Genomic DNA, 15,714 nt, shown 5'->3' on the forward strand with positions numbered 1-15,714 from the left:
CGCGGAAGAGATCATCCGCGGCGGTCATGTTTTTCTTACGGCTGATTATTGAACCCCTTCGATCTTTGTGACGAACATCCTCTGGGCGTCGTCGTCCTTGTAAACGCCCGTATAGGTAACTTTCACATTCTGACCAACCTTGAAGCCGTTGTCCAGATTCACGAGAGTCACGCCGAGCCTGCGGACGGTCAGGTCGTGTCCGTCCGTCGTATGAATCAGGACGCTCATCATCGCGGCGTCTTTGACGACGCCGACGACGGTATGCTCCGTTTTGTCAAACGCAGGGTCCTCCGATGCGGGAGTGGGCGCTTTGTCGTTGTAGGTATAGGTGTACACGTTCCCGTCCTTCGGGCTGTAAAGAAGCAGCGGGCCTTCGGTGTAATCTTCATCCCAGGCGGAATAAGTGCGGTAAGTCACGCCGTTCAGGGCAACCGGCTTGTCCTTCTCCTCTTTCAGCGTGTATTTCTTCCAGTCGAGCGGAACAGCCGACTCAATCTTCTCCTTGATCTGATCGTCGGTCAGGCTGGAGACGCTCCCCGACGACGCAGAAGACGGAACTGCGGAAGACACGGCGGAAGACGGCACGGCGGAGGAGCTTTCCGAACCGGTGCCGGACGACGACGGGCTTCCCACGGGAAGCTTTCCGTTGGTGAACAGAAGGACGCCCCCACAAATAATCACGACAAGAACAATAATCAGAAGCCAACCTGTTTTTTTCATAGATGATTCCTCCTGTTAAATGTTTCCGGAACGATCCGCCCTTTCACTATACCTTATTTTTCGCCTGAATTCAACAGATAAGACAAATCTGTAAGGAATCGCATTGCGGCGAACAGGCTTGCAAAGTTCCCGCACTATTGTTATAATAACCTCACGGCGTAAGCGGAAGCAGAGCTTCCGACGCCTGAGAGAACATTGAACCATGATTGCGGCCCGGTCGCGTTTCTATGCGGCTCTGCGGTTCATGTTATAATAACCTCACGGCGTAAGCGGAAGCAGAGCTTCCGACGCCTGAGAGAACATTGAACCATGATTGCGGCCTGATTGCGTTTTATGCGGCTCCGCGGTTCATGTTATAATAACCTCACGGCGTAAGCGGAAGCAGAGCTTCCGACGCCTGAGAGAACATTGGACCATGATTGCGGCCCGGTCGCGTTTCTATGCGGCTCTGCGGTTCATGTTATAATAACCTCACGGCGTAAGCGGAAGCAGAGCTTCCGACGCCTGAGAGAACATTGAACCATGATTGCGGCCTGATTGCGTTTTATGCGGCTCCGCGGTTCATGTTATAATAAAGCGGGAATCGGAATACAATACATCCGGAAGACAGGCGCCTGCTTTGCGGGCCGGAAAAAAGGTGGATCTCATGCAGCACTGGAAAAAGATGATTGCTCCGATCGTGATCACTGTCCTTGCGGCGGCCGTATTTCTCCTATGGCTGCTGGCTGTCGCTCTGTCGCCAGGTCTTCCACTGCATATAAAAATTATTGCGGGACTGATTCCGGCGGCGTTGATCGGCGTTGCCGTTTTCGTCCTGATCGAACGAATCAGAGAGATAAGGAGCGGTGAAGAAGATGATCTTGGTCAATACTGACTATATAACGGGCAAAGAGCTTGAAATGCTCGGCCTGGTGAAAGGAAGCACCATCCAGTCCAAAAACATCGGGAGGGACATCACCCAGGGTTTCAAATCCATTGTCGGCGGAGAACTGAAATCCTATACCGATATGATGAACGGCGCCCGTGCGCTTGCCACCAAACGGATGGCGGAAGAGGCCGAATCCATGGGAGCGGACGCGGTCGTGAACATCCGTTACGCCTCGTCCTCCGTCATGCAGGGTGCGGCGGAAGTCATGGCTTACGGCACGGCTGTGAAATTCAAGTAACGGTTACCGGCAAATCAAACAGGGGGCGCGGCAATGTGCCGCGTCCGTTTTTAAATGCGGGGAATTATAAAATGAATCAAAAACGGGACTTTCCTAAATTGACCGTCACACAGAAAGCGGAGCGGAGCATTCTTGCGGGACATCCGTGGGTTTACGGCACGGAGATCACCGGCGGAGATCCGTGCGGGGACGGGGATCTGGCCGACGTGGTCAGCCGGCGCGGCGCGTACCTCGGCACCGGTTTTTACAACTCCCATTCGAAAATCAGGGTCCGGCTGATCTCCCGCAACGCGAACGACCGGTTCGACGAGGCCTTTTTCGAGCGCAGGCTGCGCTATGCGTGGGAATACCGTAAAACCGTTCTGGAAAAGGACGACCTGGCCTGCTGCCGCATCATCTTTGGGGAAGCGGACCTCTTCCCCGGGCTGACCGTGGACCGGTTCGGGAATATCCTGGTGGCGCAGACCCTGTCGCTCGGCATTGAGAAAATCAAGCCGATGCTGTTCCGCCTGCTGTACCGCATCCTGACCGGGGACGGACAGAAGATCGACGGCATCTACGAGCGCAACGACTCCGGGCTTCGCGATCTGGAAGGGATGAAACAGGGGCGCGGCTTTTTCCCTCTGGACGGGCTGGCGGCGCCGGAATCCGGCAGGACTGTCATCCGCGAAAACGGAATCGAATACACCGTCGATTTTGAAAACGGGCAGAAAACGGGGTTTTTCCTCGACCAGAAATACAACCGCAGGGCGGCCGCCGCCGTCGCGCGCGGCAAAAGGGTCCTCGACTGCTTCACCGACACCGGCAGCTTTGCGCTGAACGCCGCGGCGGCCGGCGCGGCTCGCGTCCACGCGGTGGACATTTCCGAAAACGCGATCGCAATGGCGGGGGAAAACGCGGAACGCAACGGCCTCTCGGACCGCATGTCGTTTGAAACCGCCAATGTATTCGACCTGCTCCCCTCCCTGGCCGAAAACGGGAACCGGGAATATGATTTTGTGATCCTTGATCCTCCGGCCTTCACCAAATCCCGGCAGACGGTCGCGAACGCCTCCCGCGGATACCGGGAAATCAACTACCGGGCGATGAAGCTTCTTCCGAGGGGAGGATACCTCGCGACCTGCTCCTGTTCCCACTTTATGACGGACGAGCTGTTCCGGGACGTGCTCCGCCGCGCGGCTCTGGACGCCCAGGTGGCGCTTCGCCAGATCGAGGCCAGGCAGCAGGCCCCGGACCACCCGATCCTGTGGAATGTGCCGGAAACCTCCTACCTGAAATTCTATCTGTTCCAGATTGTCTGACCCCAGTTTGGCAGGCAACTATTTCCTCCCGGACCGGTCCGGTTGTAAAATGCGGCATTGTGTTCTATAATAATGTCGATATCTGACGAACGCACAACCGCGTTTTTCATCCGCCCTGTTTCCTTCGAACCGTATTTGGGAGAAAATGTATGCTGAGAAAAAGAATCTGTCCGTTTCTGCTCGCCGCGCTGTTCGGCTTGCTGACCGCCTGCTCCTCCGGTCAGGGGAGTTCATCCGCGCCCGTATCGTCGGAAGGGGACAAGGCAAGTTCGTCTTCCTCCTCCGTGTCTTCCTCTGATTCCGCCCCGGCGTCCTCCTCTTCCTCCGGGGCTGCCTCCAAATCCGCCGCCTCGTCTTCCGCGGCCAAGACCTCCTCCGCGTCCCCGGCCCAGGAAAAATCGAAGACCGTCAAGGTCACGGTCCCTGAGGGATTTACCCTTCCCCAGATCGCGGCGAGGCTGGAGGCGAAGGGAGTCTGCCGCGCCGACGATTTCATCAAAGCCGCGCAGACGTACGATTTCAGCTATTATTCCCTTGTCGCCAAAATACCGAACAGCCCAAACCGCTGTTACAAGCTGGAGGGTTACCTGTACCCCGACACCTATGAGTTTTACACCGACATGAAGCCGCAGGACGCGGTCGGGAAATTCCTTCGCAGCGCGGAAAGCCAGATCGGAAGCAAATATTCTTATTCCGGCATGACGACGGACCAGCTGATCACGCTCGCCTCCATTATCGAGCGGGAAGCCGACGATTCGGATAATATGAAGAAAGTTTCGTCCGTATTCCATAACCGGCTGAAAACAGGCATGATTCTTCAGGCGGACTCGACCCGGGATTACTGCAATCTTTATCTGGTCCCGAAATTCGGAGACAAGTATAACAAATATTACAATACATACCCCAACCGCAGCCCGGGCCTTCCGATCGGGCCGATCTCCAATCCGGGCGCGAACGCCCTTTATGCGGCGGCGCACCCGGCGGACACGGATTATCTGTACTTTGCGACGGGGACGGACCATAATTATTACTACGGCGCCACCCAGCAGGACCGCGATACGTTGATGGCGAACGCCGGCGTCACGCCGCTCTATGCGGACTGACGAAATCATAAACGGACAGGGTGAAAAAGAATGAATGCGGCAACCGATGCGCGTAAACAGTTTGAGCGGATGACAGAGACCCCGATCCCCCGTCTGATCTGTTCCCTCGCGGGACCGACGATGGTCAGCATGCTGATCTCGGCCGGCTACAATCTCGCGGATACTTATTTCGTCGGCCAGCTCGGCACCAGCGCCACTGGAGCGGTCGGCGTCGTGTTTTCCCTAATGGCGATCATTCAGGCTCTGGGATTCATGCTGGGCATGGGGTCCGGCGGAGTCATTTCCCGATTTCTGGGGCAAAAGAGAAACACGGAGGCCGCTCAGGCCGCCTCCACCGCCTTTTTCACGGCGATTGCCGTCGGCTTTCTCATCATGATTCCAGGGCTGATTTTCAGCGACGGCCTGATGCGTCTGCTGGGCGCGACGGATACCATCCTCCCCTACGCGCAAAACTATGCGCAGTATATTCTTTACGGCGCTCCGATCATGTGCGCAACCTTTGTCATGAACAACGACCTTCGCGCCGAGGGAAAAGCGTTTTTTTCCATGATCGGCATCGCAACCGGCTGTGTTTTGAATGTGTTTCTCGACCCCCTGATGATCTTCACTTTTCATCTGGGCATCGCGGGCGCGGCGATTGCCACCGTAATCGGTCAATCCGTCAGTTTCGTCATCCTGATTTTCAATTATATCCGCCACCGGACAATTGTCGGAATCAGCGCGAAATATTTCTCATACAAATGGAGTATGCATTGGGAGATTCTGAGGACCGGGATGCCGTCCTTCTTCCGGCAGGGACTTGCCAGCATCGCGACCATCGCCCTGAACGTTTCCGCCGCATTTTACGGCGACGCCGCCGTCGCGGCCATGTCGATCGTCGGCCGCTCCTTTTTCTTCATTCTCTCCGCTCTGCTCGGCTTTGGCCAGGGATTTCAGCCGGTCGCAGGCTACAATTACGGCGCAAAATGCTACGCCCGCCTGAAGCAGGCATACTGGTTCTGTCTGCGGGTCGGCTTTCTCGGCCTGCTTGTCCTGTGTTCCGCCGCGTTTCTCTTCGCTCCGCAGATCATGGCCATGTTCCGCCGGGACGACCCGCAGGTGATCGCGATCGGCGCGTTCGCATTCCGGGTCCAATGCGCCGTCATGCCGCTTCAGACCTTCGTTGTCATTTCCAACATGCTGTTCCAGTCCATCGGAAAGGCAAAGCAGGCCACATGGCTGGCCGTTTTGCGGCAGGGGCTCTGTTTTCTTCCCGCTATTGTGGTTCTGCCGAGGTTCTTCGGAATACTGGGCGTCCAGATCAGCCAGCCGGTGGCGGACTGTTTCACTTTTGTGATCGCGCTGTTCATTACCTCCCCGTTCCTGCGGGACCTGAACGGGATGATCCGCTCCGGCAACTGCCCGGAGCCGGCGAAAGAAACCGCGGGGGAAATCGAAAAAAACCAATCTTAAAGGGGAAATATCTGCCGGAGGTGTGCCGCCGTGTCCCTGAATCAATCGGATCTGACCTTTCTTCGTCAATCTCTCCCGTTTTGGAACCGCCTGACCGAGCAGGAAAAGAAGCTGGTGGAATCCAACGCGGCGGCGAGGTCCCATCCCGCAGGCAGCAGCCTGCACAACGGCTCGGCAGACTGCGCGGGTCTGTTTATTGTGAAAAGCGGGCAGGTGCGCACCTTCATTCTTTCGGACGCGGGCCGAGAAATCACCCTGTTCCGCCTGTTTGAAAGAGACATCTGCATTTTCTCCGCCTCATGCATGCTGAAGAACATCCGGTTTGACGTATTCATCGAGGCCGTGCAGGACAGCGAGACCATTCTGATCCCGACTTCCGTCTACAATCATCTGAACCAGAACTCGCTCGCGGTGTCGGACTATACCAACCAGCTCCTGTCGTCGCGGTTTTCCGACGTGGTATGGCTTATGGAGCAGATCCTGTTCATGAGCTTCGACCGGCGGCTGGCGATGTTTCTGCTGGAGGAATCGGCTATCAGCGGCGGAGACCTTCTGACGACAACGCATGAGGAAATCGCCAAGAATATGGGGACCGCGCGGGAAGTCGTAACGCGCATGCTCCGCTATTTCCAGTCCGAAGGGCTGGTGCGGCTTTCCCGCGGAGAGATACGGATCCTCAGCCGGAAAAAGCTGCAGGCTCTCTCCTCGCAAGCCGCACAAACGCCGGGGCACGGAAAAAGCTGAACGGGCCGCGGGAGAACATTTGACAAACAGAAAGGGATCCCTCTTTCCGCCAAGCCCGGAAAGAGGGATCAAATTTTATCAAATATAAAACATATAACAGGAATCCTGTTTCTGTCTTTCGGACTCGGACAGAAGGTCCAGCAGCGTAATCTTCCGAAGGACTTGTTCCACCGACAGATCCAGAACGGAGAAAACGGAATTTTGCATCGCCTTTTCGATATTCCCCGCTTTTTGCTGTACAGACTCCACCGTCTTTTCAAAAAGGGACTGCTCCAGCGCCCTCAGAATTTCATAGACGAGTATTTCCTGCGGCGGTCTTGACAGCTTGTACCCGCCCTGCGCTCCCTTGATGGCAAGAACCAGCCCGCCGCGCTTCAGCAGCGAAAACACCTGTTCAAGATAGATTTTTGAGATGCCGAGCCGCTCCGAAAGGCTGATGATGGTGATACAGGCGTCGCTTCCATATCCCTCCGCCATGCATATCATAGCGGCCAGGCCGTATCTCCCCTTTGAAGAGATTCTCATAAGAATTCTCCTTTGATCTGCTTCTTATTTCTATCATATCCAATCCGATTGGGGAAGTCAAGTCCGACCGCCGCAAATCATACTATTTTTCTATTTTTGCTCGGTCTGCATTGACAGGAAACGGAAAAGCGACCTATAATGAGACAAAATAGAAAATAGCAGAGGTGGGAAATCCTTGTTTGCGAAAACTGTTACGGACCTGATCGGAAACACTCCGTTGCTGGAGCTTTCCAACTATGAACGCAGGCACGGCTTGAACGCGGCCGTTCTCGCGAAGCTGGAATATCTGAATCCGGCCGGAAGCGTCAAGGACCGCATTGCAAAGTCCATGATCGAGGACGCTGAGAAATCAGGGCTTTTGAAACCCGGCTCGGTAATCATCGAGCCGACAAGCGGCAACGCGGGAATCGGCCTGGCCTCGGTCGCGGCCTCAAAAGGGTACCGCATCATTCTGACCATGCCGGAAACCATGAGCGTCGAGCGCCGGAAGCTGCTGGGAGCCTATGGCGCCGAGGTGGTGCTGACCGACGGGAATCTGGGAATGCAGGGCGCCATCGACAAAGCCGCAGAACTTCAGAAGGAGACGCCGGATTCCTTCCTCCCCGGCCAGTTCACCAACCCCTCCAATCCGCGCGCTCACTACGATACCACGGGGCCAGAAATCTGGCGGGACACAGAGGGCGGCGTGGATATTTTTATTGCCGGGGTCGGAACGGGCGGAACCGTCACCGGAGTCGCGCGATACCTGAAGGAAAAAAAGCCGGAAGTGCGCGCCGTCGCGGTGGAACCGGCGGACTCTGCGGTTCTTTCGGGCAAAAAACCCGGCCCGCACAAGCTGCAGGGCCTTGGGGCGGGATTCGTGCCGAGAACGCTCGACACCGGATTGTTGGATGAGATCATCCCCGTGCGGGACGAAGACGCCTATCAGACCGGAAAAGAGCTTGCCCGGTGGGAAGGCATCCTGACGGGAATTTCGTCGGGAGCGGCCGTCTGGGCGGCAAGGCTGCTCGCCCAGCGCCCGGAAAACCGCGGGAAGCGGATCGTCGCCCTTCTGCCGGACACCGGCGAGCGGTATCTTTCCACGCCGTTTTATTTCGACTGACTCGGAGGAAATCCATGCTGGACCAATTTTCCCGCTCTCAGCTTCTGCTGGGCGGCGAGGCCATGAAAAAGATCAAAAACGCATCGGTCGCCGTCTTCGGGATCGGCGGGGTCGGCTCCTATGCCGTTGAGGCGCTTGCCCGCGCCGGGGTCGGCACTCTCGCGCTGTTCGACGACGACCGCGTCTGCCTGACGAATCTGAACCGCCAGATTCACGCCACTCGCAAGACCATCGGGACCCCGAAAGTGGAGGCGATGCGCGACCGGATCCTGGAGATCAACCCGGACTGCCGGGTGGAGCTTCACCAATGCTTTTACACGCCAGATAATGCCGGCGAATTCGACCTGTCCCGATACGGCTATGTGATCGACGCGGTAGACACCGTCACCGCGAAGCTGGAGCTGATCGTCCGCGCGAAGCAAGCGGGCGTCCCGGTGATCAGCTGCATGGGCGCCGGCAACAAGCTGGATCCGACCCGGTTCGAGGTTGCGGACATCTACAAAACCAGCGTCTGCCCGCTCGCGCGGGTCATGCGCCGGGAACTCAAGGCGCGCGGAGTGAAAAGCCTGAAAGTCGTCTACTCGAAGGAGCCCCCACTTCAACCGATCGACGATTGCGAGATCAGCTGCCGGAACCACTGCGTCTGCCCTCCCGGCACCCGCAGAAAGTGCACCGAGCGCCGCGCCATCCCGGGGAGCGTCCCGTTCGTCCCTCCGGTCGCCGGAATGATCCTCGCCGGAGAAGTTCTCAAGGATCTCGCCGGAATAGGACAGCTTCCGTCCCCGCCGGAAACGGACCCGCGGGAAGGTGCTTCCTCCATAGAACCGTAATAAAAAGCTCCGCCCCGCGCGGAGCTTTTTCATCGTTTTCGTACGGAAGATTCTGTGTTATAATAACCTCACGGCGTAAGCGGAAGCAGAGCTTCCGACGCCTGAGAGAACATTGAACCATGATTGGCGGGCCGGTCCTGTTTTCTAAAGCTCTGTGGTTCATGTTATAATAACCTCACGGCGTAAGCGGAAGCAAAGCTTCCGACGCCTGAGAGAACATTGAAACATGATTGCGGGCCGGTCCTGTTTTCTAAGGCTCTGTGGTTCATGTTATAATAACCTCACGGCGTAAGCGGAAGCAAAGCTTCCGACGCCTGAGAGAACATTGAACCATGATTGCAGCCCGGACACATTTTCTGCGGCTTCGCGGTTCATGTTATAATAACCTCACGGCGTAAGCGGAAGCAGAGCTTCCGACGCCTGAGAGAACATTGAAACATGATTGCGGGCCGGACACATTTTCTGCGGCTTCGCGGTTCATGTTATAATAACCTCACGGCGTAAGCGGAAGCAGAGCTTCCGACGCCTGAGAGAACATTGAAACATGATTGCGGCCCGGTCGCGTTTTATGCGGCTTCACGGTTCATGTTATAATAACCTCACGGCGTAAGCGGAAGCAGAGCTTCCGACGCCTGAGAGAACATTGAAACATGATTGCGGGCCGGTCCTGTTTTCTAAGGCTCTGTGGTTCATGTTATAATATTTAAAATTAGAACAGGGAGGCATTCTTATGAATTCCAGATTTCTGCACACCAACTTTACCGTGCTGAACCTTGACAAAAGCCTGGAGTTTTACAGCCGCGCGCTGGGTCTGAAGGAAGTCCGCCGCATCACTCCTCCGGACGGGTCGTTCCTCATCGTTTTCCTTGGGGACGGACAGACCGATTACAACCTGGAGCTGACCTGGTACCGCGACCGCAAAGAACCCTACAATCTCGGCGACAACGAAATCCATCTCGCCGTAAAGGTCCCGGATAAAAAAGCCGCCTACGCCCTCCACAAGGAAATGGGATGCATCTGCTACGAGAACCACGACATGAACCTCTACTTTATCTCCGATCCGGACGGGTACTGGATCGAAATTCTGGATTAAACCGATGAAACTGCTTCACCTCTCCGATCTCCACATCGGCAAGCGCGTCTGCGAATTCAGCATGCTGGAAGACCAGAGGCATATCCTGGAACAGATTGCCGGAATCGCGCGCGACGTGCGCCCGGACGCCGTTCTGATCGCGGGCGACCTCTATGACCGGAGCATTCCGGTCGGGGAGGCCGTCACGCTTTTGGACGATTTTCTGACCGAGCTGTCCGGACAGGCCATTCCCGTATTCGCCATCAGCGGGAATCACGATTCTCCGGAACGGCTTGATTTCGGCAGCCGCATCATGCGCAAAAACAACGTGATGATCGCGGGCACCTTCCAGGGAACCGTTCCCCACGCCGTTCTTTCCGACCGGTTCGGAACCGTACATATTTATTTGCTGCCGTTCCTGCGTCCCGCCGCGGCACAGCCTTTTTTCGGACCCGAAAAAACGGACACCTACGACCACGCGGTCCGCGCGGCGCTCGGCACGGTCCCGCCCGACCCCGGCGAGCGGAACGTTCTGGTCGCTCATCAATTCGTCGTCAGCGGCTCCGCGGAGCCGGACCGCTGCGACAGTGAAACGGTTTCCGTCGGCGGGCTGGACAGCGTCGATGTTTCCGCGTTCGACGGGTTCGACTACGTCGCCCTCGGCCATCTGCACGGGCCGCAGCAGATCGGACGCCCGACGGCGCGCTATGCCGGCTCCCCGCTGAAATATTCCTTTTCGGAGACCCGGCAGAAAAAGAGTGTCACGGTGGCGGAGCTGGGCGAGAAAGGAAAAATCGAGCTGACCCGGATTCCCCTGACGCCGCTGCGGGACATGAGGGAGATCCGCGGCCCGATCGAGGCGCTGACCGCGCCGGAAACCTTTGAGGGAACCAACCGGGAGGATTACATCCGCGCCGTTCTGACCGATGAAAAGGAGATTGCCGATGCGGCCGGAAAGCTGCGCGCGATTTATCCCAATCTGATGCGGATCGATTTTGAAAACAGGCGGATGGATTCCCAAAATACCGGCACTTCAGCGTCGGGAGATCCCTCGCTCAGAACGCCGATGCAGTTGTTTGAAGAATTCTATCAGGACCGCAACGGAGCGCCGATGTCCGGCGAGGAACGGGAGATCATCGGAAAAATCATCGAGGAAGCCGGGAGGGACGCCATATGAAGCCGCTGAACCTGGTCGTCAGCGCGTTCGGCCCCTACGCCGGCCGGGTGGAACTCCCCATGCGGGAATTTGGGTCCGGCGGGCTGTTTCTGATCTGCGGGGACACCGGCGCGGGCAAGACCACGATTTTTGACGCGATCTCGTTCGCGCTGTTCGGCGAGGTCAGCGGCTCCACCCGGACCCTCGACACGCTGAGGAGCAATTTCTCAGAGCCGGATACCAAAACCTTTGTGGAGCTTCTCTTCTCCCATGGCGGGAAGGAATACAAAATTCTGCGAAATCCGAGTTACAAACGCCCGAAGAAAAGAGGCGCCGGGGAAGCGACGGAAACCGCGGACGCCGTTCTGACCCTGCCGGACGGCTCCGTGCGGACGGGAAGCTCCCGCGTGACGCAGGAGATCGTCGGGCTGCTCGGCATCGACCACAGGCAGTTCAAACAGGTGGCGATGATCGCTCAGGGAGAATTTCTCGATCTGCTTCTCGCGGAAAGCGCCGAACGCGCGGAAATCTTCCGCCGCGTGTTTTCCACCGACCTGTTCCGCCGCGTGGAGGAACTGCTGAAAACCCGGGAGCTGGAATTGCGCCGCGGCTGGGAGGAGAGCGCCCGCGGCATTCTGCAGGACGCCGCTCTGATCCGTCCCGGGGAGAACAGCGCACTCGAAGAGGCGCTGTCCGCCTGTCTCGGCGAAAATGACGTCAATCTGATCCCTCAAGTCCTGCAGCTCCTGTCCGCCGCAAACGCGGACGACGCCGGCGAGCTGAAAGCCGCAGAGAACGAGCTGGCCGGGTCGCGGGACAGAGTTTCCGGGCTGATCGCTTCTCTGGCCGCCGCACGGCAGACGGCGCAGGCTTTTGAGTCGCTGGAATCGGCAAAAAAACATCATGCGGAGCTTCTGGAACAAGGCGGGGAGATGGAGCGGCAGGCAAAAGCGCTGCGCGCGGCGGAGCAGGCCGGGTCGCGCGTCACGCCGGCCCGTTCCGCATTGCTCCGGGAACAAAAGGCGCTCCAGGCGCTGGAAGAGGAGATTGCGGCCCTGGCCGGAAAAATCGCCACTGCGGATGCCGCCCTCGGCGGATTGAAAGCGGCGGCGGCGGCGGAGCGAGAGAAGGAGCCGGAGCGCGAAAAACTTTCGGGTGCGATCGGCACGCTTTCCTCCGTACTCCCGGGCTACCGGAAAGCGGAGCTTCTGGAACGGCAAACCGTGGAGCTGGAGCGTTCCCTCGCCGGACAGGACACGCTTCTGGGTTCCCTCAGCGAAAAAAAGAAAACCCTTGCGGAGGTGCGCGATCGGCTTCGGGCAGAACTTGAAGGCCTGGCGGACGCGGAGGTCGAACGCCTCGCCTGCAAAACGGCCGAGGAAAATGCCCGCAGGACCTGCGAGGCTCTTTCCGGGATCCTGGACTCCGTCGGGAACATCCGAAAACTGATCGACGGATACCGTTCGACGCGGAACGGATATCTGAAAGAAGAGGCCGCTTACCGTGAGGCGAATGCCTCCTGCGACCTGGCGGAACGGGCCTTTCTGCGCCAGCAGGCCGGGCTTCTTGCCTCCGGTTTGGCCGACGGGGCTCCCTGCCCCGTCTGCGGCTCCACCAGCCATCCCCGCCCGGCCGTCCTGGACGGGCCGGCCGTGACGGAAGAACAGCTCCGACGCCTGAAAGCGGAGCGCGACCGGCATCACGGCGCGCTGGAATCGGCCGGCCTGAAACTCAAAGCCGCCGAAACCCGCATTCTGTCCGACCGGGAAAACCTTCGCAAATCCGTCAACGATCTGCTCGGCGGCGTCACGGGCGATGAAAACGTTCAGGCTCTGGAACAAAGAGCGCTCCAAGTTCGCGCACAGGCCGAACAGGATCGCACCCAGGCTCTGGCAAAGCTGGGCGCTCAGGAAAAACGCTGCCGGAGAAAATCCGAATGCTCCGCGCGGCTGGGCCTGACCGAAAAAGATCTGGCGGACGCCGACCGCGAGCTGGAAACACTGACCGGAAAAAGAAACAGCTTTTCGGCATCGCTGGAGGCAAAGCGCGCCGAGACGATGTCGGCGCGCGCTTCCCTCCCTTTCCCGACGGAGAGGGAAGCCGAGCAAAAACTCGATGAGCTGAACCGCACGCTCACCGCGATGAAACAGTCTCTTCAAAAGGCGGAGGACGCATACCGTTCCTGTCTCGGCGAACGGGAAGGGGCGGCCGCCGTCCTTGAGGATAACCGAAAAAGGGTGGGTCTGACCCGAACCCAGGCGGAAGGGCTGGAGCAGGAGTACCGTCTCCGCCTGACGGAGGCCGGATTCCGGACGGAGGAAGAATATCTCGCATGCATCCTTCCTGCCGAGCAAATGGAACGGCTGCGGCAAAATCAGACCGATTACCGGGACGACCGGCTGCGGACCGAGGACATGATACGCCGCCTCACGGCGGAGACCTCCGGGAAAACTCCCTCCGACCTCGCGGGGCTGGAGCAGGAGCTCGCCCGGGAACAACAGGAACAGCTTTCAAGAGAATCCGCTTTTCATACGCTTTCCGCCCATCTGGAAAACAATCAGGGCGTACAGCGGCGGATCAGCCGGTCCTTGGCGGACCGGAAGGACCTGGAAGAAAAATACGCCCGCATCCGCGGGCTTTCCAGAACCGCCAACGGGGAACAGAGCGGCAAACAGAAGCTCGACTTCGAGCAATATGTTCAGGCGGCCTATTTCGGCCGCGTGCTACAGCAGGCAAACCGGCGCCTTTCCGCCATGACCAACGGCAGGTATGTCCTGCTCCGAAGGGAAAATCCATCCGACCTGCGCTCCCGTTCCGGGCTGGAGATCGACGTGCTGGACAATTACAACGGCAAGACGCGCGACGTCCGCTCCCTTTCCGGCGGGGAATCCTTCAAGGCTTCGCTTTCGCTTGCGCTCGGCCTTTCGGACGTCGTGCAGAGCTTTGCAGGCGGCGTGCGGATCGAAACCATGTTCATCGACGAGGGATTCGGCTCCCTGGACGACGAGTCCCGCCAGCAGGCCATCGCGACGCTGGCCGGCCTTGCGGAAGGGGACCGGCTGGTTGGCATCATCTCCCACGTCGCCGAGCTGCGGGAGCAAATCGACCGGCAGATTATTATACAAAAAGGAGTATGCGGCAGCAAAATACGGATTGTTAAATAAATATGCCAAGATGCCTCGGATTCCGGCGAATTGCGGCGCCGCCCGGCGGAAATGACCCATGCGAACCGGATTCCGGCGGCTCGGCTCGAAAACGATCCGATATTGGAGTTTTGAAAAGAAATATTACTTTCCGTAACATTTGATTATAATATACTATATGTTATTTCAAAGCCGATTGAAGAAGCCGATGCTGCAATTCCAGCATCGGCTTTTTTCTCAGTCAGCATTCCTTTTTAATAGAAGCATTGCACAAGGATCGGGAACAGCGGCATGGTCAAAGCGGAGAACAGCGTGGTCAGGGCAACGGCTTTCGAGCCGAGACGCGTATCCCCTCCGAACTGCGCCGCAAACATCACCGAATTTGCCGCGGACGGCGCCGAGGAAAGAATCAGGAGCGAAGTGAAAATCGTTCTGTCGACGTGCAGCGGAAGCAAAAGGCAGAAGCAGATCAGGGGGACCGCCAGCAGACGCGCCAGCGAAAGCACGTAAAGGCTGGCATCGTTAAAGAGTTCGCGGAAGGGGACCTGCGTAATGTAAACGCCGACCACCAGCATTGCAAGCGGCGTATTCATTTCGGAAAAACACTGCATCGGGGATAAAATCACTTCCGGCAAACGAACGGAAAAAACAAAAAGAACAAAGCCGGCCGCGAATCCAAGCACGCCCGGATTCACGATCGCATTTTTGCAGTCGATCTGCGGTTCCATCTTCATGCTGGAGACGCCGTGCGTCCACACAAACAAATTGAAAACGGCCATGAACACGGAAGCATAGGCCACTCCCTGGCTTCCCAGAACCGCGTCCACCAGCGGCAGGCCCACAAAGCCGCAGTTGGAATACGCCACGGCGAAACGGAGGATTTTCCTTCGCTCCGGCGGAGCTTTTCGGAACAGCAGATAGCTGAAGCCGATGGCGGCCACGGCGCAGACGGCGGAAAGCGCGCCGGAGAGGAGAAGGCTGCCCACGCTGACTTTGCCGAGCATATCCTGCAGGGACGTGATGATCACGCAGGGAGTGACGACCCAAAAAAGGACGGAGGTCATTTCTTTCGCCCCGCCGTCCGAAATAAAATTTATTTTACCGCAGACATAGCCCGCCCCGATCATCAAAAACAGGATGGCTACCTTGAGCAGAACACTGAGGAATAAGGATATCATTTCTAACCACCCTGCCGCATCAGGCTGACTTTCCGGCATTGGCCGGAAAGTCGAATTTCCTGTTTTTATGAGATATAGTTAAGTATAAAGCGCCCGGTTCCTTCTGTCAAGGATTCCAAAGCGCAAATAAATTTTATAATTCTTTTTTCCATTTTAACCCGGCGGCCAGTATGATATGATAAACAAACAAATGAAAGCTGTCCGGGATAAAGGGGAGTAGCT

General features: G+C 57.5%; 14 protein-coding genes. 11 read left to right on the top strand and 3 right to left on the bottom strand.

The window, feature by feature from the left end:
* Positions 1–45: 45 nt before the first annotated feature.
* Positions 46–720 carry a hypothetical protein gene (locus EQM14_RS13220; protein ID WP_128743653.1) on the bottom strand — a complete coding sequence of 225 codons (675 nt, stop codon included), beginning with the start codon at positions 718–720 and terminating at the stop codon, positions 46–48.
* Positions 721–1,366: 646 nt separating this feature from the next.
* Between EQM14_RS13220 and EQM14_RS13225 the strand changes: the two genes are divergently transcribed.
* The 6 genes from EQM14_RS13225 (at position 1,367) to EQM14_RS13250 (ending at position 6,486) form a co-directional block, all read left to right on the top strand.
* Entirely contained in the window at positions 1,367–1,594 is a 228-nt protein-coding gene (locus tag EQM14_RS13225) for a hypothetical protein (RefSeq protein ID WP_128743654.1), read from the top strand.
* Complete coding sequence (locus tag EQM14_RS13230; protein WP_128743655.1) at positions 1,575–1,886, top strand: YbjQ family protein; 312 nt, start codon at positions 1,575–1,577, stop codon at positions 1,884–1,886. Before EQM14_RS13225 ends, EQM14_RS13230 begins: the two co-directional genes overlap by 20 nt.
* Positions 1,887–1,957: 71 nt before the next feature.
* Positions 1,958–3,187, top strand: coding sequence for a class I SAM-dependent rRNA methyltransferase (locus EQM14_RS13235; RefSeq protein ID WP_128743656.1), 1,230 nt, complete (start codon positions 1,958–1,960; stop codon positions 3,185–3,187).
* Positions 3,188–3,336: 149 nt separating this feature from the next.
* Positions 3,337–4,290, top strand: coding sequence for an endolytic transglycosylase MltG (gene mltG / locus EQM14_RS13240; protein ID WP_128743657.1), 954 nt, complete (start codon positions 3,337–3,339; stop codon positions 4,288–4,290).
* Between the two features lie 30 nt (positions 4,291–4,320).
* The gene (locus EQM14_RS13245) at positions 4,321–5,742 is read left to right on the top strand and encodes an MATE family efflux transporter (RefSeq protein WP_128743658.1); all 1,422 of its coding nucleotides are present in this window, start codon (positions 4,321–4,323) and stop codon (positions 5,740–5,742) included.
* Positions 5,743–5,772: 30 nt separating this feature from the next.
* Positions 5,773–6,486 carry a Crp/Fnr family transcriptional regulator gene (locus EQM14_RS13250; RefSeq protein ID WP_243112533.1) on the top strand — a complete coding sequence of 238 codons (714 nt, stop codon included), beginning with the start codon at positions 5,773–5,775 and terminating at the stop codon, positions 6,484–6,486.
* Positions 6,487–6,564: 78 nt separating this feature from the next.
* Here EQM14_RS13250 and EQM14_RS13255 read toward each other — a convergent pair whose 3' ends face one another.
* Positions 6,565–7,011: an RrF2 family transcriptional regulator gene (locus EQM14_RS13255; RefSeq protein WP_128743659.1), complete on the bottom strand. Its 447-nt coding sequence runs from the start codon at positions 7,009–7,011 to the stop codon at positions 6,565–6,567.
* Positions 7,012–7,186: 175 nt separating this feature from the next.
* Here EQM14_RS13255 and cysK point away from each other — a divergent pair, with 175 nt between their 5' ends.
* From cysK to EQM14_RS13280, 5 genes are all read left to right on the top strand, one after another.
* Complete coding sequence (gene cysK / locus EQM14_RS13260; RefSeq protein WP_128743660.1) at positions 7,187–8,113, top strand: cysteine synthase A; 927 nt, start codon at positions 7,187–7,189, stop codon at positions 8,111–8,113.
* 14 nt (positions 8,114–8,127) lie between these two features.
* Complete coding sequence (locus EQM14_RS13265) at positions 8,128–8,943, top strand: tRNA threonylcarbamoyladenosine dehydratase (RefSeq protein WP_128743661.1); 816 nt, start codon at positions 8,128–8,130, stop codon at positions 8,941–8,943.
* Between the two features lie 730 nt (positions 8,944–9,673).
* Entirely contained in the window at positions 9,674–10,036 is a 363-nt protein-coding gene (locus EQM14_RS13270; protein WP_128743662.1) for a VOC family protein, read from the top strand.
* A gap of 4 nt (positions 10,037–10,040) precedes the next feature.
* The gene (locus tag EQM14_RS13275; RefSeq protein WP_128743663.1) at positions 10,041–11,192 is read left to right on the top strand and encodes an exonuclease SbcCD subunit D; all 1,152 of its coding nucleotides are present in this window, start codon (positions 10,041–10,043) and stop codon (positions 11,190–11,192) included.
* On the top strand, positions 11,189–14,335 hold the full coding sequence (locus EQM14_RS13280; RefSeq protein WP_128743664.1) for an AAA family ATPase: 3,147 nt from the start codon (positions 11,189–11,191) through the stop codon (positions 14,333–14,335). The genes EQM14_RS13275 and EQM14_RS13280 overlap by 4 nt, the downstream gene beginning before the upstream one ends.
* A gap of 233 nt (positions 14,336–14,568) precedes the next feature.
* On the opposite strand, the gene EQM14_RS13285 is transcribed toward EQM14_RS13280, so the two are convergent.
* Positions 14,569–15,492 (bottom strand): AEC family transporter, encoded by a 924-nt coding sequence (locus EQM14_RS13285; protein ID WP_164919086.1) that lies wholly within the window; start codon positions 15,490–15,492, stop codon positions 14,569–14,571.
* Positions 15,493–15,714: the final 222 nt, after the last annotated feature.

This window comes from Caproiciproducens sp. NJN-50 (genome assembly GCF_004103755.1).
GTDB lineage: Bacteria > Bacillota > Clostridia > Oscillospirales > Acutalibacteraceae > Caproicibacter.

Excerpts from the sequence above, each read along its gene's own strand:
- EQM14_RS13220 (WP_128743653.1), bottom strand. The coding sequence starts at position 720 with ATGAAAAAAACAGGTTGGCTTCTGATTATTGTTCTTGTCGTGATTATT.
- EQM14_RS13275 (WP_128743663.1), top strand. The coding sequence starts at position 10,041 with ATGAAACTGCTTCACCTCTCCGATCTCCACATCGGCAAGCGCGTCTGC.
- EQM14_RS13265 (WP_128743661.1), top strand. The coding sequence starts at position 8,128 with ATGCTGGACCAATTTTCCCGCTCTCAGCTTCTGCTGGGCGGCGAGGCC.
- EQM14_RS13235 (WP_128743656.1), top strand. The coding sequence starts at position 1,958 with ATGAATCAAAAACGGGACTTTCCTAAATTGACCGTCACACAGAAAGCG.
- EQM14_RS13225 (WP_128743654.1), top strand. The coding sequence starts at position 1,367 with ATGCAGCACTGGAAAAAGATGATTGCTCCGATCGTGATCACTGTCCTT.
- EQM14_RS13230 (WP_128743655.1), top strand. The coding sequence starts at position 1,575 with ATGATCTTGGTCAATACTGACTATATAACGGGCAAAGAGCTTGAAATG.
- mltG (WP_128743657.1), top strand. The coding sequence starts at position 3,337 with ATGCTGAGAAAAAGAATCTGTCCGTTTCTGCTCGCCGCGCTGTTCGGC.
- EQM14_RS13280 (WP_128743664.1), top strand. The coding sequence starts at position 11,189 with ATGAAGCCGCTGAACCTGGTCGTCAGCGCGTTCGGCCCCTACGCCGGC.
- EQM14_RS13245 (WP_128743658.1), top strand. The coding sequence starts at position 4,321 with ATGAATGCGGCAACCGATGCGCGTAAACAGTTTGAGCGGATGACAGAG.
- EQM14_RS13270 (WP_128743662.1), top strand. The coding sequence starts at position 9,674 with ATGAATTCCAGATTTCTGCACACCAACTTTACCGTGCTGAACCTTGAC.
- EQM14_RS13285 (WP_164919086.1), bottom strand. The coding sequence starts at position 15,492 with ATGATATCCTTATTCCTCAGTGTTCTGCTCAAGGTAGCCATCCTGTTT.
- EQM14_RS13255 (WP_128743659.1), bottom strand. The coding sequence starts at position 7,011 with ATGAGAATCTCTTCAAAGGGGAGATACGGCCTGGCCGCTATGATATGC.